This window comes from Streptomyces sp. NPDC054849 (genome assembly GCF_053610945.1).
In genome coordinates this window covers 47,009-67,902 of sequence record NZ_JBSGZI010000021.1, presented here as the reverse complement: position 1 = coordinate 67,902, position 20,894 = coordinate 47,009, and the positions used below count along the sequence as shown (strand labels likewise).

Sequence of the window (20,894 nt, the reverse complement as noted above, 5' to 3'; positions counted from 1 at the left end):
CAACTCGCGGCAACACCCCCGCCAGGTTTCGATCCGATGACCACACCCGTGCGAGCGACAGTGCGACAGTGAAGACATGACCCAGGACGCATCGCACCAGCCCTACGGAACCCCCGAAGTACCCCGCGTCGCAGTCCGCGGCGAAGCCCGCATCGAAGTCGACCCGGAGATCGCCCGCATCGGCATCACCGTCAGCGCCCGCGGCACCGACCGGCGCAGCGCCCTCGAAGACCTCACCCGCCGCAACAACGCCGTCCTCGACCTCATCAAGAGCTACGGCGACCCCGTCGAAAAACTCGAGACCGGCTCCTTCTCCATCACCCCCGAACTCACCCGCCACGGCCGCGCCGAACGCATCCGCGCCTACCACGGCCGCGTCCACCTCACCGCCGAACTCAGCGACTTCACCACCCTCGGCGAACTCACCACCCGCCTCGCCGACCTCGAACTCACCCAGGTCGACGGCCCCTGGTGGGCCCTGCGCCCCACCTCACCCGCACACGGCCAGGCCCGCCGCCAAGCCGTACTCGAAGCCGTCCAGCGCGCCCGCGAATACGCCGAAGCCCTCGGCGCCCGCCTCGCAGCCCTCGTCGAACTCGCCGACCTCGGCGCCGAGAACGCCGCCCCCTTCGCCGCCGCCCCCGGCGCCGGAATGCGCACCATGGCCTTCAGCGCAGCAGAGGACGCCGGCCCCCCGCCGCTCGACCTCGAACCCCAGCGGCAGACCGTCCACGCCCAGGTGAACGCCCGCTTCACCATGACCCCGCCACAACTCTGAAAAAGCCGCTCCGCAGAACCCGCTCCGCAGAACCCGCTCCGAGCCCGCAAAACGGCGCCCCGGGGGTGCTCATCAGAGCACCCCCATGCACATTCAACAGTTGTCAACAACCTTTTGCTCAAAGGTTGTTGAGAGGACACCCGGAAGCGATTACCTACTCCCTGGTAGGGGAATACGCTCGCCTCATGCGCCGAGCGAAAATCGTATGTACCCTGGGCCCCGCAACCGACTCATACGACCAGATCAAAGCCCTGGTCGAAGCCGGAATGGACATCGCCCGCTTCAACCTCAGCCACGGCACCTACGCCGAACACGAGGAGCGCTACCAGCGCGTACGCAAGGCCTCCGACGAGACCGGCCGCAGCGTCGGCATCCTCGCCGACCTTCAAGGCCCGAAGATCCGCCTCGGCCGCTTCCGCGAAGGACCCGTACTCCTTGAACGCGGCGACGCATTCACCATCACCGTCGAAGACCACGAAGGCGACCGCCACACCTGCGGCACCACCTACAAGGGCCTCGCCGCAGACGTCACCACCGGCGAACGCATCCTCGTCGACGACGGCCGCGTCACCCTCGAAGTCACCGCAGTCGACGGCCCCCGCGTCCACACCCGCGTCATCGAAGGCGGCATGGTCTCCGACCACAAAGGCCTCAACCTCCCCGGCGTAGCCGTCTCCGTCCCCGCCCTCTCCGAAAAAGACATCGAAGACCTCCGCTGGGCCCTGCGCACCGGCGCCGACGTCATCGCCCTCTCCTTCGTCCGCAGCGGCCGCGACATCCAGGACGTCCACCGCATCATGGACGAAGAAGACCGACGCCTCCCCGTCATCGCCAAAATCGAAAAGCCCCAGGCCGTCGACAACATCGACGACATCGTCGCCGCCTTCGACGGCATCATGGTCGCCCGCGGCGACCTCGGCGTCGAAATGCCCCTCGAACACGTCCCCATCGTCCAGAAGCGCGCCGTCAAACTCGCCAAGCGCAACGCCAAACCCGTCATCGTCGCCACCCAGATGCTCGACTCGATGATCGACAACTCCCGCCCCACCCGCGCCGAGGCATCCGACGTCGCCAACGCCGTCATCGACGGCACCGACGCCGTCATGCTCTCCGGCGAAACCAGCGTCGGCAAATACCCCGTCGAAACCGTCCGCACCATGTCCCGCATCGTCGAAGCCGCCGAAGAGGACATCCTCGCCAAGGGCCTCCCACCCCTCACCGAACGCAACAAACCCCGCACCCAAGGCGGAGCCGTCGCCCGCGCCGCCGCCGAAATGGGCGACTTCCTCGACGCCAAATTCCTCGTCGCCTTCACCCAGAGCGGAGACACCGTCCGCCGGCTCTCCCGCTACCGCTCACCCATCCCCCTCCTCGCCTTCACCCCCGACCCCGCCACCCGCTCCCAGCTCAACCTCACCTGGGGCGTCGAAACCTTCCTCGGCCCCCACGTCGACTCCACCGACGCCATGGTCGCCCAAGTCGAAGAAGAACTCCTGCGCATCGGACGCTGCGTACCCGGCGACGTCGTCGTCATCACCGCCGGCTCACCCCCCGGCGTCACCGGATCCACCAACCTCGTCCGCATCCACCACATCGGCGACGCAGTCCGCTAGACCGCCCGCCGCGGCAGCCGCGGCCACAGCACCACACGCACGCGACACACCGCGTCGGGCAACCCCCACACTCAAGGGGCCCCACCCGCCCGACGCGGTCACCCGCACCCCACCGTGAAACCCGCTACCAGCCGAAACGACGATCGACCACAGCGGCGAACTCCTCGAACGTCAACACCGCATCCCCGTTCGCATCCGCCGCATCGAAAAGCGCCGACGACGCATCCACGTCCCCCACCCCCCAAAACGGCAGATCACCCCGCGCGGCCAACGTCGGCCCCTTCGACCGCAGAGCCGATATCACCTCCACACGGGTCAGCTCACCGTCGTCATTCAGATCCAGCGCCCCGAACAGCTTGCGGGCCTTCTCGCTCATCACAGAACCCCTTCATCGTTCACCCTTGACCTCAACCTAACTCCAGGTCATACGGTCACCACATGACGATCAAGGAATACTCCCAAGAGCAGCTCGCCGCCCAGCCCATCGGCTACTGGACCCGCGAAGCCGCCAACCTCGCCACCGGCGGCATCCGCACCGCCCTCGCCGAAGAATCCCTCACCCAGCCCCACTGGTGGACCCTCAACCACATCGCCGCCACCCCGGGCACATGGACCCGCACCACCCTCACCACCAAGCTCGCCCCCTTCGACGACCAGAACACCGACTTCGAAGCCCTCTACACCGACCTCACCACCCGCGGCTGGATCACCGAGACCGACGACCGCCTCACCCTCACCGAAGCAGGCGAAGCCGGCCGCACTCGCGCCCACAACCGCAACGCCAACGCCCACACACGCATGCGACAGGGCATCTCCGACACCGAGTACGCCGCCACCATCGACGTCCTGCGCCGCCTCGTGGCCAACCTCGGCGGCTCCGACCTCCCCTAGCACCGCCCACCCCAGGGAACCGGCGACCGACCCCCTCCCCAGAACCGCGACAGCTGCCAACGGGCCTTCCCGCGCCCCCGAACCCGGCCGCTGCCGCGCCCCCCCGCCACCTGCCCGGGAAGACGCCCGTGCCCGCGCCCCTCCCCGAGGCGCCGCCCCCGGCCGACTCGGCAGTACACGACCTGCCCGGCGCCGAACTGTCCGACGTGTGACCGGTGTTCGGGTTCTACGACGTGACCCTGCCCTGCACCCTGGTCAACGCCACGGCGCTCCGGGCGCCCGCACGCGGCCCCGACCGGTCTCCTCGCACGCCGCCGGCAGGCCCCCCGACCGGCATGGCACAGAGTGCACACGCGCGACCTTGAGGACCTTGCCCACCGCGTCGCGCGACCATACACGGCCATCCCCCACCCGTAGTGCGATCAGCTCCTTCGCAGCGCAGGGCCGCACTCACCGTCGGCCGGAACCGGACCGGCTGCGGCATACCAGTGACGGCCGGGCCGAAGTTCGTTCGCCCATATCCGCGGCGGCGTGAAGAGCTGCAGCAACGCCTCCTGGAACTCCCGTGCTGCCCCGCGGATCACGTGACTGGTTCAGCATCGGCTCACGCACGGGGTGCCGTGGCGGAACCAACGCCCCGAAGAACTCCCGCGCCGCGTCGCCGAGGTTCGACAAGCGCGCCTACGTCTTCCCACCTGGCCGGACCCGCCGGGCCAGCACCTGACCCGGCCACTCCCCGTCCAGGAACGCCTCGGCGAGGGCGAACCCGTTGCGCTCGTAGAAAGCGACCAGGCCGCCACCACCACCCGCCCAGCAATCCACCCGCAACAGCCCCACCCCGGCCCGCCGGGTCACCTCGGCCGCATGGGCCAGCAGCGCGGCCCCGACGCCGAGACTCGCGTACCGCCGATCGGACACCAGCAGCCGCACATACCGCTCCGGCTCCCCGGCCGGCGCGATCGGCATCTGCGGGCTCGGCCCGGAATCCAGCACCAGCGCGCCGACCGGCACCCCGTCCAACTCCGCGATGTACGGGACGTTCTCCGTCATGTATCGCCCGACCCGCTCCACCCCACCAGGCCTCTCCGAATACGCAACCGTGCCCCACTGCTCGGTATTGCCCCGCGCGTTCATCCAGGCCACCGCGGAGTCGAGCATCCCCACGATCGCCACCGCGTCGTCCGGCCCGCCCGGCCTGATCCGTATGCCGTCTGTCATGTCGTTCACGGTCGCAGCCTAGTAAGCGGCTTCGAAAAGCCCTGCGGGTTGCACGGTCCGCCCCCACCCCGCCGCGCGTCGTCAACACCCCACGCACCCCCATTGGATGGTGCGACAACCCACGCCAGGAGCTTCCCGGCTCACCAGGCCGGCCGGATCGGCCCCGGAGGCGTCAGCCGGGTCAGATCGGCGACGAGTTCACCGAAGCGCGCCTCACCCAACGCCTCTCGCCAGGGTGCGACGGCAGCCCGCGCCGCCTGATCGGCGGCGCGGGTGGCGGCCCAGCCGGCCTCGGTCAACCCCAAGAGCCGGGCGCGCGCATCGTGGGGGTGCGGATGCCGCACGACATACCCCTTGCGCACCAGCTCCTCGACCAGCTGGGCGGCGGCCTGCTTGGTCACCCCCAGGTGCTCGGCAAGGACGGCCGTAGTGGCGCCGCCCAGGGAGATGCGGGCAAAGGCGAAGCCGTGCGCAGGCCGCAGGTCCTCGAATCCCTGCTCAGACACACGAGCGTGGATCTCCTGCACCAACTGTCCGGAGAGTGCCAGCACGAGCGCGGAGAAGGCGAGAGCGTCATCCATGGGTTGACTATAACTCGTCAAGCTGCTTGTCTTTATAGACAAGTTTCTTGTCGACAAGGAGGCGCGCATGCCCTTCATCCGCAGCGACGAGGCCGTCGTGCACGAAATCCACGGTGCCCGCTTCGTTTCCTACGTCCGCCCCGGCACGGGCAGCCGGGACCTGGCCGCCTGGCGCACCGAGATCCCGGCCGGAACGGCGGGCCCGGCCCACACGATCAGCCACGAGGAGACCTTCTACGTCCTGTCCGGTCGCCTCCGTCTGACCATCGGCGGCGAGACCGCCGAACTAGGCCCCGGCGACGCGGCGGTGGCGCCGGCAGGCTCCGAGCTGGGGGTCGCCAACACCACAGACCAACCCGCGCACATGTGGGTCACCACCCGCGCCGGACTCAGCGCCGAACTGGCCGACGGCAGCACCATCACGCCGCCCTGGACGCATTAGGCGCACAGCGGACCTCCAGGCCCAAACAGCGGCAGGCTGGACGCCGTCTAGTACTTGGGCCCGATGTGGGCGTCCATCAGCGCGACGGACTCCCGTCGGGCGATGGAGACGTTGCAGGCGTTCGCCTGTTTCCACTCGATGCCGAGCCGGTCCAGCGTGCCGGTCAGCAGCCCCGTGATGTCCGCGGACCGGTTGGTGAAGAAATACCGGGGGTACTCGTAGCGCTTCTTCACGCCGGCGATCACTCGGGTGGTCCAGTTGATCGTCCGGCACCCGTCCGAGTGGATGAGTCCCCGGACGAATTCCCAGGGATGTGCGTCCACGATCTCCTGCTGCCAGTCCTCCAAGGCGATGCGCCGCTCGTGCTTCTTCCCGGGGCCGTGCTGCGGGAACAGGCACGTCCAGTGCCGCCCGTAAGTGGTGACGGCGACGCACCCCTGACGCTGCAACACATACACCTTGTCCCAGGGGCGGACGGCGAGGATTGCCGCACGGCATCGCTCGATGAGTCCGGGCCAGGCGTCCGCACAGGCGATGCGGAGGTGGTGGCCACCGCGTGGGTGCGGGCTGATGCAGCCGTCACCGAGGTAGAGGCCGAGGAGATACGCGTATGCGACGGGGTCGGCCGGGCCGGTGCACGCCGCCGCCTGATTGAGCCGGGGGCGCGGGTCGATGCGGACCTGCCAGGCGCGGATGGCGGATCGGGATATTCCCGTCTCCTTGCTCACCGAGTTCATGCTGCGGCCGTCGCTGAGAAGGGCTAGAGCGAGCCGCCGAGTCGCCAGATCGTACATGTGGGCGACAGTGGGCAAAATGCTCTGACGGTGCGTCCACATTGCGGCACATTCCCCCGAAAGGGCGAGGCTCATTCGGGTGAACGTGACCTTGGAATTCAAGGAAAGGTGCCCCAGGTGGGATTCGAACCCACACTGTCCGCTGTTTGAGAGCGGCCTCTCTGACCAGTTGGAGTACTGGGGCCTAAGAAACGAAGGATTCCGGGAACCCTGCGTGACACCACCTTACAGGAGCTGGGTAGGCTCGGGGGAGCTGTTATGCCCCGCAAAGAGGAGCCCCCGTGACCGCCGAGCACGAGTCGACGCCCACGCCCGACGCCGACCAGCCGCACGTTCCGCCGCTGACGACCCGCGTCGTCATCGCCGAGGACGAGGCGCTCATCCGTCTCGACCTCAAAGAGATGCTCGAAGAAGAGGGCTACTCCGTCGTCGGCGAGGCCGGCGACGGGCAGACGGCCGTGGAGCTCGCGCGCGAGCACCGGCCCGACCTGGTCATCCTCGACGTGAAGATGCCGGTCCTGGACGGGATCTCCGCGGCCGAGAAGATCGCGGAGGAGTCCATCGCCCCCGTGCTCATGCTCACCGCGTTCTCGCAGCGCGACCTCGTGGAGCGGGCCCGGGACGCCGGGGCCATGGCGTACCTCGTGAAGCCGTTCAGCAAGAGCGACGTGGTGCCCGCCATCGAGATGGCCGTCTCCCGCTTCGCCGAGATGCGCGCGCTGGAGCAGGAGGTGGCGGACCTCTCCCAGCGGCTGGAGACCCGCAAGCTGGTGGACCGGGCGAAGAGCATCCTGCAGACGCAGTACGGGCTCACGGAGCCGGCCGCGTTCCGCTGGATCCAGAAGTCGTCCATGGACCGTCGGATGTCCATGCAGCAGGTCGCGGAGGTCGTCATCGAGGACGCCGAGGCGAAGAAGAAGGAAAGCGGTAAGTAGGGCGTAGTCGCCGCAGGACGTGCGTGAGGCCCGCCTCCCCCCGAGGGGAGGCGGGCCTCACACGTTTTCGGATCAGTCTTCGCCGAGGTAGGCCTTGCGGACGTCCTCGTTGTGGAGGAGGTCCCGGCCGGTGCCGGAGAGGACGATCTTGCCGATCTCCATGACGTGCGCCGTGTCGGCGAGCGAGAGCGCCGCCTGGGCGTTCTGCTCGACGAGCAGGATCGTCATGCCTGCGGCCTTGAGCTCCTTGATGGTCGCCATGATCTTCTGCATCATCAGCGGGGAGAGGCCCATGGAGGGCTCGTCCAGCATGAGCAGCTTGGGCTGGGACATGAGCGCGCGGCCCATGGCGAGCATCTGCTGCTCACCGCCCGAGAGGGTGCCGGCGGCCTGCTTGCGGCGTTCGCCCAGGATGGGGAACATCTCGTAGGCGCGCTGGACGTCCTTCTCGATGCCGTCCTTGTCGGTGCGCAGGAAGGCGCCGAGCTGGAGGTTTTCGGCGATCGTCAGCCGGGGGAAGATGTGGCGTCCCTCGGGGGAGTGGGCGAGGCCCAGGGAGACGATCTTGTGGGCGGGGACGGCGGCGAGGGGCTGGCCGTCGAAGGTGATGTTGCCGCTCTTGGGCTTGATGAGCCCGGAGAGGGTGCGCAGGGTGGTCGTCTTGCCGGCGCCGTTGGTGCCGACGAGGCAGACGATTTCGCCTTCGTTGACTTCGAAGGAGATTCCCTTGACGGCTTCGATCTTGCCGTAGGCGACCTTGAGGTCCTCGACCTTGAGCAGTGCGGTCACTTGGCCTCTCCTTCCGTGCTGGTGGTGCTGGTGGTGCTGTCCGCGTCGGCGTCGGCCGGAGTGTCGGCGTCGGCCTCGGGCTCCGCGTCGGCGTCGGCGTCTGCCTCGGGTTCGGCGTTCGCGTCGGCGTCGGCGTCCGTGTCCGCGTCAGCCTCGGCCTCTGCGTCGGCGGACGTGGCAGCCGCGGCGGCTTCCGCCGCCACGACCTCGGCGTCCTCGGCGGCGCCCGGGTCGCCTTCGAAGGGTTCGCCGAGGTAGGCGGCGATGACGCGCTCGTCGCCCTGGACCTCGGACGCGGTGCCCTCGATGAGCTTCTCGCCCTGGACGAGGCAGGCGACGCGGTCGCAGAGGTTGAAGATGAAGCGCATGTCGTGCTCGATGACGAGTACGGCGATGCCCATGTCGCGGATGGCGAAGATGAGTTCTTCGGCAGCGCGGGTTTCCTGCGGGTTCATGCCGGCGGTGGGCTCGTCCAGGAGGATGAGGCCGGGGTCGCTGGCGAGGGCCCGGGCGATTTCGAGCTTGCGCTGTTCGCCGTAGGGGAGGTTCTTCGCGAGGTGCTCGGCCTTGTGCTCGAGGCCGATGAACTCGAGGAGTTCCATGGCGCGCGCTTCGCTGGCGGCTTCGGCCTTCTTGAAGCCGGGGCCGCGCAGCAGGGCGGACCAGAGGCCTTCCTTGGTGCGGGTGTGGCGTCCGACGAGGACGTTCTCCAGCACGGTCATGTTGTGGAAGAGCCGGATGTTCTGGAAGGTGCGGGCGATGCCGGCCTCGGTGACCCTGTGGGGCTTCGGCGGCAGGACGGTGCCCTTGTAGCTGACGGATCCCTCGGTGGGGACGTACAGCCCGGTGAGGCAGTTGAAGAAGGTCGTCTTGCCGGCGCCGTTGGGGCCGATGAGTCCGACGATCTCGCCCGCGTTGACCTGGAGGTCGACGCCCTTGACGGCGGTGAGGCCGCCGAAGCGCATGGTGACGCCCTTGGCTTCGAGAACCGTGGTCTTGGTGGTGGTGTCTGTGGTGGTCGTCATGATGTTCACGCCCCCGCCTTGGCGGTGGCCAGGTCCGTGGGGGCCTGGTCAGCGGTGTCGTCGTGGTACTCGAGCTGCGCGCGCTTGTTGGCGATGAGGCCTTCGGGGCGGAAGCGCATGAGCAGGATGAGGGCGATGCCGAAGGCGAGGAGCTGGTAGTCCTGGAGGAAGGCCAGCTTCGCCGGGATCAGGAAGAGGAGTGCGGCGCCGAGGATGGGGCCGCGGATGGTGCCCATGCCGCCGAGGATGACGGCGGCGAGGAGGAACGCGGAGTTCGGCGGGACGGGCCCGGCGAAGACGTAGTTCTCGGGGACGACCGTGGTGTTGACGTGTGCCTGGACGGTGCCTGCGAGGCCGGCGAGGGTGGCGCCGAGGGCGAAGGCGATGAGCTTGACCTTGAAGCCGTTGATGCCCATGGCTTCGGCGGCGGTCTCGTCCTCGCGGATGGCGACCCAGGCGCGGCCGATGCGGCTGTTGCCGGCTCGGGCGAAGACCACTACGACCAGTGCCATGACGAGCAGCATCAGGAAGTAGTAGTTGGCGTAGGCGCCGAGGGTGACACCGAGGACCTCGTGGGATTCCCCGAAGTTCCACCCGAGGATTTCGAGGTGGGGGATGTTGGGGATGCCGTTGGGGCCGTTGGTGATGTCGGGGCCGGAGGTGCCGTCGAGGTTGCCCATGGCGATGCGGAAGATTTCTCCGAAGCCGAGGGTGACGATGGCGAGGTAGTCGCCGCGCAGGCGGAGGGTCGGCGCGCCGATGACCACGCCGAAGACGAGCGAGACGATGGCGCCGACGATGACCGCTGCCCAGAAGGGGAGGTGGATGCCGAAGGCGGAGGCGGTGCTGCCGGAGACCAGGGCGGCGGCGTAGGCGCCGACGCCGAGGAAGGCGACGTATCCGAGGTCGAGGAGACCGGCGAGGCCGACGACGATGTTGAGGCCGAGGGCGACGGTCGCGAAGATCAGGATGTTGACCGCGATGAGCGTGTAGGTGTCGCCGCTCTGCTGGATGAAGGGGAAGGCGATCGCTGCGGCCGCGGTCCCGATGAGGGTGACCTGGCGGTTCTTCGCGGTGATGAGGCCGAGGCGGTCCTTGAGGCCGGACTTGGTCAGGGCGAGGGCCGCGAAGCCGACGGTGATCAGGTAGGCGACGAAGAGCTGCGGTTCCTTGTCATCGGTGTCGATGCCGAAGGTGATGACGAAGAGGCCGAGGGCGAAGACGCCGGTGATGACGAGGATTTCGGCCCAGGAGGGGAGCTGCTTGGCGGGGGGTGCCGCCTTGCGGGTGTCGTCGGGGAGCTTGTACGCGGCGAGGGCCGGGATGAGCGAGCCGACGAGGGCGACGTAGGCGCCGGGTTCGAGGTTGACGACTCCGCCGAGGACGAAGCAGATCGCGAGGACCGTGAACCAGGTGGCGGCGAGGTTGCCGAGGGCGAGGAACCAGATGGCCTTGCGGGAGCCGGCGGGGGTGAGCCAGCGGAGGCCCTTGACGCCGAGCGCGGAGAGCGCGTGGGCGGCGGTGAGGGCGGCTCCGACGAGGGTGATCATCTGGAGGCCGGCGGGGCTGCCGTAGTAGGTCAGGTCGCCGGGGAAGTCGGCGGTCCATGTCCACGCGAGGTAGGCGCTGACGATGGCCAGGAGGCTGCCGGCGATGACCGCGTAGAGGAGCGTGGTGGGCGCGGGGCCCTGCTTCACCGTGTCGGTCTGCGGGGTGGTGATGGTGGTCATGGTTCTCACGCCCGATCCGTGACGCGCTGGCCGAGCAGGCCTTGGGGCCGCACGAGGAGGACGACGATGAGGAGGACGAACGCCCAGACGTTGGACCAGGCTCCACCGCCGAGCTGCGACATGCCGGGGATCTCTTCGATGTAGGCGATCGAGAGTGCTTCGGCGAGTCCGAGGACGACGCCGCCGACCATGGCTCCGTAGATGTTGCCGATGCCGCCGAGGACGGCTGCGGTGAAGGCCTTGAGGCCGAGGATGAAGCCCATCTCGAAGTTGATCTGGCCCTTGTCGACGCCGTAGGCGACGGCGGCGACGGCGGCGAACGCGGCACCGATGGCGAAGGCCATGACGATGATGCGGTCGGTGTTGATGCCCATCAGCTTGGCGGTGTCGGGGTCCTGCGCGGTGGCCTGCATGGCGCGGCCGCTGCGGCTCTTCTGGACGAAGACGCCGAGGGCGAGCATGCAGAGCGGGGCGAGGATGAGGACGAAGAGGTCCGCGCGCTGGATCGCCAGGGTGTCGCTGATCTTGAAGGCCGGGCCCGTGAACTCGGGGAAGCTGACGGCCTTCTTGGCGTCCGGGTAGAACTGCCAGACGAGCTGCTGGAGCGCGATCGAGAGGCCGATTGCGGTGATGAGGGGTGCGAGCCGGGGGGCGCTGCGCAGGGGGCGGTAGGCGAAGCGTTCGGCTGCGCAGGCCACGGCGACGGAGGTTATTGCACCTCCGACGATCATGACGGGTATCGCGATCAGCAGGGAGGTGCCGGTCGGGAGGATGGCGTAGGCGGTGAGCGCGCCGAAGCCGCCGATCATGAAGATCTCGCCGTGGGCGAAGTTGATGAGCTGGACGATGCCGTAGACCATGGTGTACCCGATGGCGATGAGGCCATAGAGAGCACCGAGGGCCAGGCCGTTGGCCAGCTGTTGCGGCAGTTCGTGCACCGCAGGGCCTCCGATGAGCGTGTCGGATAAGACTCCGCGCGAGGGCGCTGTTTGCGCCCTCGCGCGATGATGGTTCAGGTGTTACGGGTGGTGCTGGGGACTACGGGCTTACTGGTTGAAGGTGTCGCTCTTGACGTCGACCCACTTGCCGCCCTCGACCTTGTAGACCGTGAGCTGCTTGTTGGTGGTGTCGCCGTACTGGTCGAAGGCGACCTTGCCGGTCACGCCGTCGAAGGAGACCTTGGCGAGTGCCTCGACGACCGCGGCGCGGCCGTTGTCGGGGAGCTTGCCACCGTTGGCGGCGGCGACGGCCTTGACGGCCTGGATGACGGCCCAGCCGGCGTCGTAGGAGTAGCCACCGTAGGCGGCGTACGGGTCCTTGTAGCCTTCGGCCTTGTAGTCCTCGATGAACTTCTTGGCGGTGTCCAGCTTCTCGACCGGGTAGCCGATGGAGGTGGCGAGGTCGCCCTCGTTGGCCTCACCGGAGGCGCTGATGAAGGCGGGGTCCTGGATGCCGTCGCCGCCCATGAGGGGGATGTTGGCGCCGGTCTTCTTGATCTGGTCGGCGAGCAGGCCGCCCTCGGGGTACTGGCCGCCGAAGTAGACGGAGTCGGCGCCGGAGGACTTGACCTTGTCGGCGGTGGAGGAGAAGTCGGTCTCCTTCACGGTGACGTGGTCGGTGCCGGCGACCTCGCCGCCGAGCTTCTTGAACTCGTCGGCGAAGATCGCGGCGAGGCCGGCGCCGTAGGTCTGCTTGTCGTCGACGATGAAGACCTTCTTCTTGCCGGCGTCCTTGAAGAGGTACTGGGCGGCGAACTTGCCCTGGACCACGTCGGTGGCGGCGGTGCGGAAGTAGGTGTCGAAGGGGCGCTTGAACTCGCCCTTGCCCCAGTTGTCGCCCTGGCTGAGCGAGGGGTTGGTGTTGGCGGGCGAGACCTGCGCCAGCTTGGCGGAGGCGAAGACGCCCTGCATCTGCTGGGCGACGCCGGAGTTCAGCGGGCCGACGACGCCGATGACGTCTTTGTTGCCGACGAGCTTGGTGGCGTTGGCCTGACCGGAGGCGGGGACCGCCTGGTCGTCGAGGGCCTCGACCTTGAACTCTATGCCCGGGACCTCGTTGTTCTTGTTGGCCGTCTTGGCCGCGAGGTCGACGGAGTTCTTGATGCCCTGGCCGAGCGCGGAGAGCGAACCGGTGAGCGGGGCGTCGACGCCGATGACGACGACGGTCTTCTTGCCGCCGCCGTTGTCCTTGGTGCCTCCGTCGCGCGATCCGCAAGCGGTGAGGGTCAGTGCTCCCGTGGTGATCACGGTGGTGAGGACGAGCAAAGAACGGTGTCGCACGATTCTTCCTTTCCCTGGCGCGGCTGCCTCTGTCGAGGTGCCGTTAGGTCGCCGGGCCGCACTGGGAGGTCCACGGCCGTGCTGATTCGCGCTCTGAGGCGCGGTGACTGGCCGTGACTCTAGGCCCGAGGTGGCGAGCACGGGGAGCGGCAAAAGGAGGATGTGACGCTCTTGTTATGCCAAGGCCAAGAATGTGAGGCGGGAGTGTGGACAAACCGGACATTAACGACGGGGAATTGTGTCCGCATCCTGAGAAATACCTGTTCCCCTAAGGTGCTTGAGGCCTCCATGCACCTGTCTTAGATCAAATTCAGCCGAATGTGGCCGTGTGTATGCGAAAGAATCCGCCGGGTGGTCATTCTCGAGGGAAAAGGCGGATTCCATACGACATCGTCATTACGGTGGGTAATGGTCGAGGTGGTGGCTTCGCGCCAGGTGGATCTTGCTTCGCCGGCCGACATGGCCTCCCACCTGCGCTTCGGCCGGGCGGGGTGATCTGCCCGGAAGGCGGACAGTGCACTCGGGAATCCGGTGACCCCGGTCACGTAGGGGGCGCCGGCTCTCCGGGCTCCCGGGTCGCACCGTCCTGTGCGGTGCAGCGCTGGGCCACGAACCGGTCGATCAGTTCAAGTGCCTTTTCCCGCCCGCCAGTTCGTTCCTCGGCGCGTCCCGCGGCGACGGCGTCCTCGTGGATCGCGTACTGACCGTTCGACAGGCCCTTCTGCTCCCAGTCGAGGCCGGACCACGAAGAGCCCTTGAGGGTCTCCTTCGCCCAGTAGGACACGAGGGCCGTGCAGATCTGCGCGGGGGAGGAAGGGGTGGCGGAAGGGCCGGTGGGAGGGGTGTCCGAGCCCGCCGCTGGGGGTGGCGCGGAGGGTGAGCAACCGGTCAGGGCGAGCGCCGCGAGGAGGATGTGGGCGGCGTACCGGGCCGTGCGTGGCATGGTCCCCATGAGGGGACGGTAGGCGGTCACCATCGGTGACACAACAGGTGGCGCGGGTCAGCGTGCGGACTGGCGGATTCCGGGTGGTTGCCGGGTGCGGAGGGTCCGAGAACGGGCGCAGGCCCGGATCCGCTGCCGTGGGGCGGGGTCCGGGCCTGCGTGATGGTAGTGGTGCGCCGGGGCCGGGTTCAGGCTCCCGCGGGGGCCCCGGGAGCCTCAGGGGCCTCGGCGGGGGCGCCGGCGACCTGGTCGACGTCGCGCAGCAGGCAGGTCAGCCGGGCGGTGCACACGCGGCGGTCCTGCTCGTCGCTGATCACGATCTCGTAGGTGGTGGTGGTGCGGCCGCGGTGCACGGGGGTGGCGAGGCCGGTCACCGTGCCGGAGCGCACGCCCCGGTGGTGGGTGCAGTTCAGATCGACGCCGACGGCGATCTTGGTGATGCCCCCGTGCATCATCGCGCCGATGGAGCCGAGGGTCTCGGCCAGTACGGCGGAGGCCCCGCCGTGCAGCAGTCCGTAGGGCTGGGTGTTGCCCTTGACCGGCATGGTGGCCACGACCCGCTCGGCCGAGGCTTCCAGTATGCGGATGTCCATCCGCTCGCCGAGGTCGCCCGCCGAGAACAGCGCGGGCAGGTCGATGCCCAGGGCCGCGTACTCGTCGAGTACGTCCTGCGGAAACTTCACAGCGTGCTGCTGACCCATGGGCCCGCTCCGTTCGTCAACGCTCGTTAACCTGCGTGTGCTGAGGTCGTTCTATCAGGCGGGCTCGAACCGCACGACGACGGACTTGCTCGCGGGGGTGTTGCTGGTGTCGGCGGTGGAGTCCAGCGGGACCAGCACGTTGGTCTCGGGGTAGTAGGCGGCCGCGCAGCCGCGGGCGGTCGGGTAGTGCACGACGCGGAAGCCCGGCGCGCGCCGCTCCACGCCGTCCTTCCACTCGCTCACCAGGTCCGTGTAGGAGCCGTCGGCCAGGCCCAGCTCCGCGGCGTCCGCGGGGTTGACCATGACGACGCGGCGGCCGCCGGTGATGCCGCGGTAGCGGTCGTCGAGGCCGTAGATCGTGGTGTTGTACTGGTCGTGGCTGCGCAGGGTCTGCAGGAGCAGCCGTCCCTGCGGAACGGTGGGGTACTCCACGGGCGCGGCGGTGAAGTTGGCCTTGCCGGTCTTCGTGGGGAAGCGGCGCTCGTCGCGGGGGCCGTGGGGGAGCTGGAAGCCGCCGGGGCGGGCCACCTTGGCGTTGAAGTCCTCGAAGCCGGGGATCACGCGGGCGATCCGGTCGCGGATCGACGCGTAGTCCCGCTCGAACTCCTCCCACGGGGTGGTGGAGGCGGGGCCGAGGACCGCGCGGGCCATCCGGGCCACGATCGCGGGCTCGGAGAGCAGGTGGGGGCTCGCGGGGGCGAGGTTGCCGCGGGAGGCGTGGACCATGCCCATGGAGTCCTCGACGGTCACGAACTGCCGGCCCGCCGCCTGGACGTCCTTGTCGGTGCGGCCGAGGGTGGGCAGGATCAGGGCACGGCGGCCGGTGACCGCGTGGGAGCGGTTCAGTTTGGTGGACACGTGCACGGTCAGGGAGGCGCGGCGGATCGCGGCCTCGGTGACGTCGGTGTCGGGGGTGGCGCCGACGAAGTTGCCGCCCATGGCGAAGAGGACCTTGGCCTTGCCGTCGCGCAGGGCCTGGATGGAGCGGACCACGTCGTAGCCGTGCCCGCGCGGTGAGGTGATGCCGAATTCGGCGTCGAGGGCGTCGAGGAAGGCGGGCGCGGGGCGTTCGAAGATCCCCATGGTGCGGTCGCCCTGCACGTTGGAGTGGCCGCGCACCGGGCAGACGCCGGCGCCGGGGCGGCCGATGTTGCCGCGCAGCAGGAGGAGGTTGACGACCTCGCGGATGGTGGCGACGGCGTGCTTGTGCTGGGTGAGGCCCATGGCCCAGCAGACGATGGTGCGCTGGGAGGCCAGGATCATGGCGAGGGCGCGCTCGATGTCGGGCCGGGTCAGGCCGGTCGCGGTGAGGGTCTCCTCCCAGTCGGCCTCCTTGGCGGCGGCCGCGAAGTCCTCGTAGCCGTGGGTGTGCTCGCGGATGAAGGCCTCGTCGGTGGCCCCGCCCGCCTCGATGACCAGCTTGTTCAGGAGGCGGAAGAGGGCCTGGTCGCCGCCGATGCGGATCTGCAGGAACAGGTCGTTGAGGGCGGTGCCCTTGAGCATGCCGAGGGGGGTCTGCGGGTTCTTGAACCGCTCCATCCCGGCCTCGGGCAGCGGGTTCACCGAGATGATCTTCGCGCCGGCGGACTTGGCCTGTTCCAGGGCGGAGAGCATGCGCGGGTGGTTGGTGCCCGGGTTCTGCCCGGCGACGATGATCAGGTCGGCCTGGTGGAGGTCTTCGAGGGAGACGCTGCCCTTGCCGATGCCGATGGTCTCGTTCAGCGCGGAGCCCGAGGACTCGTGGCACATGTTGGAGCAGTCGGGCAGGTTGTTGGTGCCGAACTCGCGGGCGAAGAGCTGGAAGAGGAACGCGGCCTCGTTGCTGGTGCGCCCCGAGGTGTAGAAGAGGGCCTCGTCGGGGGAGGAGAGGGCCGTCAGCTCCTCGGAGATGATCGCGAAGGCCCGCTCCCAGCTGACCGCCTCGTACCGCTCGGAGCCTTCCGCCGCGGCCCCTCGTTCGAGCAGCATGGGCTGGGTGATCCGGCCCTGCTGGCCCAGCCAGTACCCGGAGCGGGTGGCCAGGTCGGCGAGGGGGTGCGCGGCGAAGAACTCCGGGGTGACCCGGCGCAGCGTGGCCTCCTCGGCGACGGCCTTGGCGCCGTTCTCGCAGAATTCGGCGGTGTGCCGCTTGTCGCCCTCGGGCCAGGCGCAGCCGGGGCAGTCGAAGCCGTCCTTCTGGTTGACCTTGAGCAGGGTGCGGGCGGTGCGGGCCAGGCCCATCTGCTGCTGGGCGATCTTCAGGGTGTGGCCGATCGCGGGCAGCCCGGCGGCGGCGTGTTTCGGGGGCGCGACCTGCGGCGCGTCCTGTACCGGATCACCTGTGGGCGGCTTGGTGGCCATGACGCTCCCCTTTGAACAGTCCTTGCGTATCCACATCCGATCCTGTCACGGCCTCCGGATATCGCCGACGCCGGATTTGTCAGCGGGGGCGCCTAGGATCGGGGGCGTGGCAGATTCAGCATCGAAGAAGACCGACCAGACGACCGCAGCGGACCGCCCCCGCCTGATGCTCATGGACGGGCACTCCCTGGCGTACCGGGCGTTCTTCGCGCTGCCCGCGGAGAACTTCACGACCGCGACGGGCCAGCCGACCAACGCCATCTACGGCTTCGCGTCGATGCTGGCCAATACGCTGCGCGACGAGGCGCCCACGCACTTCGCGGTGGCGTTCGACGTGTCCCGCAAGACGTGGCGGTCGACCGAGTTCCCCGAATACAAGGCGAACCGCTCCAAGACCCCCGACGAGTTCAAGGGGCAGGTCGAGCTGATCGGCGAGCTCCTCGACGCGATGCACGTGCCGCGGTTCGCCATCGACGGCTTCGAGGCCGACGACGTGATCGCGACGCTGGCCACGCAGGCGGAGGCCGCCGGCTTCGACGTGCTGATCGTCACCGGCGACCGGGACTCCTTCCAACTGGTGTCCGAGCACACCACCGTGCTGTACCCGACCAAGGGCGTCTCCGAGCTGACCCGGTTCACACCGGAGAAGGTCGAGGAGAAGTACGGGCTCACCCCGCAGCAGTATCCGGACTTCGCTGCGCTGCGCGGCGACCCGTCCGACAACCTGCCGGGCATCCCCGGCGTCGGCGAGAAGACCGCAGCCAAGTGGATCACCCAGTTCGGGTCGTTCGCGGAGCTCGTGGAGCGCGCCGAGGAGGTCAAGGGCAAGGCCGGGCAGAACTTCCGGGACCACCTGGAGGCCGTCAAGCTCAACCGGGTCCTGACCGAGATGGTCAAGGACGTGGAGCTGCCCAGGGCCCCCGCCGACCTGGTGCGCCTCCCGTACGACCGGACCGCCATGCTCGGGGTGCTGGACGTACTGGAGATCCGCAACGCCTCGCTGCGCGAGCGGCTGCTCGCCGTGGACCCGGGCGCGGCCGAGGAGCCGGCCCCCGCTCCGGCGGCGGGTGTGGAGCTGGACGCCTCCGTGCTGGGCGCGGGCGAGCTGGCGCCGTGGCTGGAGAGCCACGCGGGCGGGCCGCTGGGCATCGCGACCGTCGACAGCTGGGCGCTGGGCCAGGGCAACATCAGCGAAATCGGGCTGGCCGCGGCCGGAGGCGCCGCTGCCTGGTTCACGCCCGCAGAGCTGGACGAGGCCGACGAGCGGGCCTTCGTGGCCTGGGCCGCCGACCCGGCCAAGCCCAAGGTGGTGCACAACGCCAAGGGTCTGATGCGGGTCTTCCCCGAGCACGGCTGGAGCCTCGCGGGTGTCGCCATGGACACCGCGCTCGCCGCCTACCTGGTCAAGCCGGGCCGCCGGTCCTTCGACCTGGACGCCCTGTCCATGGAGTACCTGCACCGGGAGCTGGCGCCGGCCGCCGCCGACGGCCAGCTGGCCTTCGGCGCCGACGACACGGCCGAGGCCGAGGCGCTGATGGCGCAGGCCCGCGCGGTGCTGGACCTGGGCGACGCCTTCACCGGCAAGCTCGCCGAGGTCGGCGCGGCGGAGCTGCTGCACGACATGGAGCTGCCGACGTCCGAGCTCCTCGCCCGCATGGAGCGGTCGGGCATCGCCGCCGACCGCGATCACCTGGAGGCCATGGAGCAGCAGTTCGCCGGCGCCGTGCAGCAGGCGGTGAAGGAGGCGCACGCGGCGGTGGGCCACGAGTTCAACCTCGGCTCGCCCAAGCAGCTCCAGGAGGTCTTCTTCGGCGAGCTGGACCTGCCGAAGACGAAGAAGACCAAGACCGGCTACACGACGGACGCGGACGCGCTGGCCTGGCTGGCCACGCAGACCGACCACGAACTGCCGGTGATCATGCTCCGCCACCGGGAGCAGGCCAAGCTGCGCGTCACCGTCGAGGGCCTGGTCAAGACCATCGCCGCCGACGGCCGGGTGCACACCAGCTTCAGCCAGACCGTCGCCGCGACCGGCCGGCTGTCCTCCACCGACCCCAACCTGCAGAACGTGCCGGTGCGCACCGACGAGGGACGCGCCATCCGCCGCGGCTTCGTCGTCGGCGAGGGCTTCGAGTCCCTCATGACGGCCGACTACAGCCAGATCGAGCTGCGCGTCATGGCCCACCTCTCCGAGGACGAGGGCCTGATCGAGGCGTTCGCGACCGGCGAGGACCTGCACACCACCGTCGCCTCCCAGGTGTTCGGCGTGGAGCGGTCCGCGGTGGACGCCGAGATGCGCCGCAAGATCAAGGCCATGTCGTACGGCCTCGCGTACGGGCTCTCCGCCTTCGGTCTCGCCCAGCAGCTGAACATCGAGCCCGCCGAGGCGCGCGGCCTGATGGAGACGTTCTTCGAGCGGTTCGGCGGGGTCCGCGCGTACCTGCAGCGCGTCGTGGACGAGGCCCGGGCCACCGGATACACGGCGACGATCTTCGGCCGCCGCCGGTACCTGCCCGACCTCAACAGCGACAACCGCCAGCGCCGTGAGGCCGCCGAGCGGATGGCGCTCAACGCCCCGATCCAGGGCACCGCCGCCGACATCGTCAAGGTCGCGATGCTGCGCGTGGACAAGGCGATCGTGGAGGCCGGTCTGCGGTCGCGGATGCTGCTGCAGGTCCACGACGAAATCGTGCTGGAGATCGCCCCGGGCGAGCGCGAGCGGGTCGAGGAGCTGGTGCGGCGCGAGATGGGCGCCGCCGTCGACCTCCGGGCCGCGCTGGACGTGTCCGTGGGCGTCGGCCCGGACTGGGAGTCCGCAGCGCACTGACCCGCGTACGCCCACGCCCGTTCCCGCCGGAGTCAGGAGGTGGGGACGGGCGTTCGCGTGTCCTCGTCCGTCCGCAGGCGGTCCCCGTCCCGGTCGCGGCGGTGGCGCAGGCGGACGAGGACCCCGTACAGCAGCAGGGCCACGGCGAGGCCGCCGCCCGCGCCGAAGCAGATGGTCGGGATGATGTCGAGCGGCGTACGGATCCGGTCGAAGAAGGTGTAGAAGCGGATCACGCGCAGGGTCACCCCGGCCGTCACGCACACCACGAACAGGGTGATGGCGCCCCAGACCTCCGCGCGGCTGAGCACCGGGACGGCCGCGGGTGCCGCAGAGGCGGGAAGCCGGCGCAGGGCGGTCGCCGTGAACCAGAGCAGCGCGCAGGCCGCGACCGCCGAAGAGCCGTACTGGAGGTACGAGTAGAGCGGCAGGCCGAAGGCCAGCGGCTCTTCGAGCACCGGCAGCGCGTCCGTCCCCCAGCGGTCGATGTGCGTGAAGCTGTCCCACACCACGTGGGTGAGGGAACCTGCGACCGCCGAGACGTAGAACCAGGCGGCGAGGGCGGGCAGTCGGCGACGCTCGCGCCAGTCCTCGCCCCGTACGAAGCTGTGGACCCTGCCGCGCCAGCCGCGCGGCAACAGCGCGACCAGCGGCTCGCGCAGCAGCAGCCAGCACCCCACGAGGGCGGCGGTGAGCACGGCGTCCACGGTGAGGACACCCGCCGGCGAGTGCGTGAAGCTGCCGTAGGCCATGACGCCCTCGACGACCGCGTCCGTGAAGTAGAAGGTGTCCGGCGCGAACGAGCCGAGGACCAGAGCGGAGGCGACCAGGGGGCCCCGTGCGCGCCCCGTCCGGCGGATGGCCGGAAGTACGGCGGCCGCATGGCTGAGAGTGAACGGCATGGCACTTCTCCTGGACGTTCTCGCGGGTGTTCCCTGCTTCGGGCCGATGCGTCCGAAGGGTTCCGACAGTATGCGTGACCTGCCCATGGACGTGGGGATGTGGTGAATT

Annotated in this window: 19 protein-coding genes and 1 tRNA gene; 6 read left to right on the top strand and 14 right to left on the bottom strand. The window is 69.2% G+C overall.

The features are described from left to right. Positions 1-76: 76 nt before the first annotated feature. A complete protein-coding gene (locus ACWGIF_RS12635) occupies positions 77-778 on the top strand; it encodes an SIMPL domain-containing protein (RefSeq protein WP_453495154.1) in 702 nt (233 codons plus the stop codon). Positions 779-963: 185 nt separating this feature from the next. Then, entirely contained in the window at positions 964-2,391 is a 1,428-nt protein-coding gene (gene pyk / locus ACWGIF_RS12630; protein WP_453495151.1) for a pyruvate kinase, read from the top strand. Positions 2,392-2,515: 124 nt separating this feature from the next. On the opposite strand, the gene ACWGIF_RS12625 is transcribed toward pyk, so the two are convergent. Further along, entirely contained in the window at positions 2,516-2,767 is a 252-nt protein-coding gene (locus tag ACWGIF_RS12625) for an EF-hand domain-containing protein (protein WP_453495149.1), read from the bottom strand. Positions 2,768-2,829: 62 nt separating this feature from the next. On the opposite strand from ACWGIF_RS12625, the gene ACWGIF_RS12620 reads away from it, so the two are divergent. Continuing rightward, the gene (locus ACWGIF_RS12620; protein WP_453495146.1) at positions 2,830-3,282 is read left to right on the top strand and encodes a MarR family transcriptional regulator; all 453 of its coding nucleotides are present in this window, start codon (positions 2,830-2,832) and stop codon (positions 3,280-3,282) included. 681 nt (positions 3,283-3,963) lie between these two features. On the opposite strand, the gene ACWGIF_RS12615 is transcribed toward ACWGIF_RS12620, so the two are convergent. Next, positions 3,964-4,500: a GNAT family N-acetyltransferase gene (locus ACWGIF_RS12615; RefSeq protein WP_453495242.1), complete on the bottom strand. Its 537-nt coding sequence runs from the start codon at positions 4,498-4,500 to the stop codon at positions 3,964-3,966. Between the two features lie 140 nt (positions 4,501-4,640). Further along, the gene (locus ACWGIF_RS12610) at positions 4,641-5,081 is read right to left on the bottom strand and encodes a MarR family winged helix-turn-helix transcriptional regulator (RefSeq protein ID WP_453495143.1); all 441 of its coding nucleotides are present in this window, start codon (positions 5,079-5,081) and stop codon (positions 4,641-4,643) included. 67 nt (positions 5,082-5,148) lie between these two features. On the opposite strand from ACWGIF_RS12610, the gene ACWGIF_RS12605 reads away from it, so the two are divergent. After that, positions 5,149-5,523 carry a cupin domain-containing protein gene (locus tag ACWGIF_RS12605; RefSeq protein ID WP_453495140.1) on the top strand — a complete coding sequence of 125 codons (375 nt, stop codon included), beginning with the start codon at positions 5,149-5,151 and terminating at the stop codon, positions 5,521-5,523. A 47-nt stretch (positions 5,524-5,570) separates the two neighbouring features. On the opposite strand, the gene ACWGIF_RS12600 is transcribed toward ACWGIF_RS12605, so the two are convergent. Then, on the bottom strand, positions 5,571-6,317 hold the full coding sequence (locus ACWGIF_RS12600; RefSeq protein WP_453495137.1) for a transcriptional regulator: 747 nt from the start codon (positions 6,315-6,317) through the stop codon (positions 5,571-5,573). Positions 6,318-6,426: 109 nt separating this feature from the next. After that, positions 6,427-6,501, bottom strand: a tRNA-Leu gene (locus ACWGIF_RS12595). A gap of 97 nt (positions 6,502-6,598) precedes the next feature. On the opposite strand from ACWGIF_RS12595, the gene ACWGIF_RS12590 reads away from it, so the two are divergent. After that, positions 6,599-7,252 carry an ANTAR domain-containing response regulator gene (locus ACWGIF_RS12590; protein WP_453495134.1) on the top strand — a complete coding sequence of 218 codons (654 nt, stop codon included), beginning with the start codon at positions 6,599-6,601 and terminating at the stop codon, positions 7,250-7,252. A 72-nt stretch (positions 7,253-7,324) separates the two neighbouring features. On the opposite strand, the gene ACWGIF_RS12585 is transcribed toward ACWGIF_RS12590, so the two are convergent. The 8 genes from ACWGIF_RS12585 to ACWGIF_RS12550 form a co-directional block, all read right to left on the bottom strand. After that, positions 7,325-8,041 (bottom strand): ABC transporter ATP-binding protein, encoded by a 717-nt coding sequence (locus tag ACWGIF_RS12585; protein ID WP_453495131.1) that lies wholly within the window; start codon positions 8,039-8,041, stop codon positions 7,325-7,327. Continuing rightward, positions 8,038-9,066 carry an ABC transporter ATP-binding protein gene (locus ACWGIF_RS12580; protein ID WP_453495128.1) on the bottom strand — a complete coding sequence of 343 codons (1,029 nt, stop codon included), beginning with the start codon at positions 9,064-9,066 and terminating at the stop codon, positions 8,038-8,040. The genes ACWGIF_RS12585 and ACWGIF_RS12580 overlap by 4 nt, the downstream gene beginning before the upstream one ends. Before the next feature lie 5 nt (positions 9,067-9,071). Then, positions 9,072-10,796 carry a branched-chain amino acid ABC transporter permease gene (locus ACWGIF_RS12575; RefSeq protein WP_453495239.1) on the bottom strand — a complete coding sequence of 575 codons (1,725 nt, stop codon included), beginning with the start codon at positions 10,794-10,796 and terminating at the stop codon, positions 9,072-9,074. Between the two features lie 5 nt (positions 10,797-10,801). Continuing rightward, complete coding sequence (locus ACWGIF_RS12570; RefSeq protein ID WP_326591535.1) at positions 10,802-11,734, bottom strand: branched-chain amino acid ABC transporter permease; 933 nt, start codon at positions 11,732-11,734, stop codon at positions 10,802-10,804. A 108-nt stretch (positions 11,735-11,842) separates the two neighbouring features. Beyond that, positions 11,843-13,075 (bottom strand): branched-chain amino acid ABC transporter substrate-binding protein, encoded by a 1,233-nt coding sequence (locus ACWGIF_RS12565; RefSeq protein WP_398564234.1) that lies wholly within the window; start codon positions 13,073-13,075, stop codon positions 11,843-11,845. Positions 13,076-13,616: 541 nt separating this feature from the next. Then, positions 13,617-14,027: a hypothetical protein gene (locus ACWGIF_RS12560; RefSeq protein ID WP_453495123.1), complete on the bottom strand. Its 411-nt coding sequence runs from the start codon at positions 14,025-14,027 to the stop codon at positions 13,617-13,619. Positions 14,028-14,206: 179 nt separating this feature from the next. Next, positions 14,207-14,719, bottom strand: coding sequence for a hotdog fold thioesterase (locus ACWGIF_RS12555; protein WP_453495120.1), 513 nt, complete (start codon positions 14,717-14,719; stop codon positions 14,207-14,209). A 54-nt stretch (positions 14,720-14,773) separates the two neighbouring features. Continuing rightward, positions 14,774-17,059 carry an FdhF/YdeP family oxidoreductase gene (locus tag ACWGIF_RS12550; RefSeq protein ID WP_453495117.1) on the bottom strand — a complete coding sequence of 762 codons (2,286 nt, stop codon included), beginning with the start codon at positions 17,057-17,059 and terminating at the stop codon, positions 14,774-14,776. Positions 17,060-17,165: 106 nt separating this feature from the next. Between ACWGIF_RS12550 and polA the strand changes: the two genes are divergently transcribed. After that, positions 17,166-19,886 (top strand): DNA polymerase I, encoded by a 2,721-nt coding sequence (gene polA / locus ACWGIF_RS12545; protein WP_453495114.1) that lies wholly within the window; start codon positions 17,166-17,168, stop codon positions 19,884-19,886. A gap of 32 nt (positions 19,887-19,918) precedes the next feature. Here the strand turns inward: polA and ACWGIF_RS12540 are convergent, their stop codons facing one another. After that, entirely contained in the window at positions 19,919-20,785 is an 867-nt protein-coding gene (locus tag ACWGIF_RS12540) for a DUF4184 family protein (RefSeq protein ID WP_453495111.1), read from the bottom strand. Between the last annotated feature and the right edge of the window lie 109 nt (positions 20,786-20,894).

Excerpts from the sequence above, each read along its gene's own strand:
- ACWGIF_RS12560 (WP_453495123.1), bottom strand. The coding sequence starts at position 14,027 with ATGGGGACCATGCCACGCACGGCCCGGTACGCCGCCCACATCCTCCTC.
- ACWGIF_RS12635 (WP_453495154.1), top strand. The coding sequence starts at position 77 with ATGACCCAGGACGCATCGCACCAGCCCTACGGAACCCCCGAAGTACCC.
- pyk (WP_453495151.1), top strand. The coding sequence starts at position 964 with ATGCGCCGAGCGAAAATCGTATGTACCCTGGGCCCCGCAACCGACTCA.
- ACWGIF_RS12540 (WP_453495111.1), bottom strand. The coding sequence starts at position 20,785 with ATGCCGTTCACTCTCAGCCATGCGGCCGCCGTACTTCCGGCCATCCGC.
- ACWGIF_RS12605 (WP_453495140.1), top strand. The coding sequence starts at position 5,149 with ATGCCCTTCATCCGCAGCGACGAGGCCGTCGTGCACGAAATCCACGGT.
- ACWGIF_RS12610 (WP_453495143.1), bottom strand. The coding sequence starts at position 5,081 with ATGGATGACGCTCTCGCCTTCTCCGCGCTCGTGCTGGCACTCTCCGGA.
- ACWGIF_RS12600 (WP_453495137.1), bottom strand. The coding sequence starts at position 6,317 with ATGTACGATCTGGCGACTCGGCGGCTCGCTCTAGCCCTTCTCAGCGAC.
- ACWGIF_RS12615 (WP_453495242.1), bottom strand. The coding sequence starts at position 4,500 with ATGACAGACGGCATACGGATCAGGCCGGGCGGGCCGGACGACGCGGTG.
- ACWGIF_RS12625 (WP_453495149.1), bottom strand. The coding sequence starts at position 2,767 with ATGAGCGAGAAGGCCCGCAAGCTGTTCGGGGCGCTGGATCTGAATGAC.
- ACWGIF_RS12555 (WP_453495120.1), bottom strand. The coding sequence starts at position 14,719 with ATGGGTCAGCAGCACGCTGTGAAGTTTCCGCAGGACGTACTCGACGAG.
- ACWGIF_RS12550 (WP_453495117.1), bottom strand. The coding sequence starts at position 17,059 with ATGGCCACCAAGCCGCCCACAGGTGATCCGGTACAGGACGCGCCGCAG.
- ACWGIF_RS12580 (WP_453495128.1), bottom strand. The coding sequence starts at position 9,066 with ATGACGACCACCACAGACACCACCACCAAGACCACGGTTCTCGAAGCC.
- ACWGIF_RS12620 (WP_453495146.1), top strand. The coding sequence starts at position 2,830 with ATGACGATCAAGGAATACTCCCAAGAGCAGCTCGCCGCCCAGCCCATC.
- ACWGIF_RS12575 (WP_453495239.1), bottom strand. The coding sequence starts at position 10,796 with ATGACCACCATCACCACCCCGCAGACCGACACGGTGAAGCAGGGCCCC.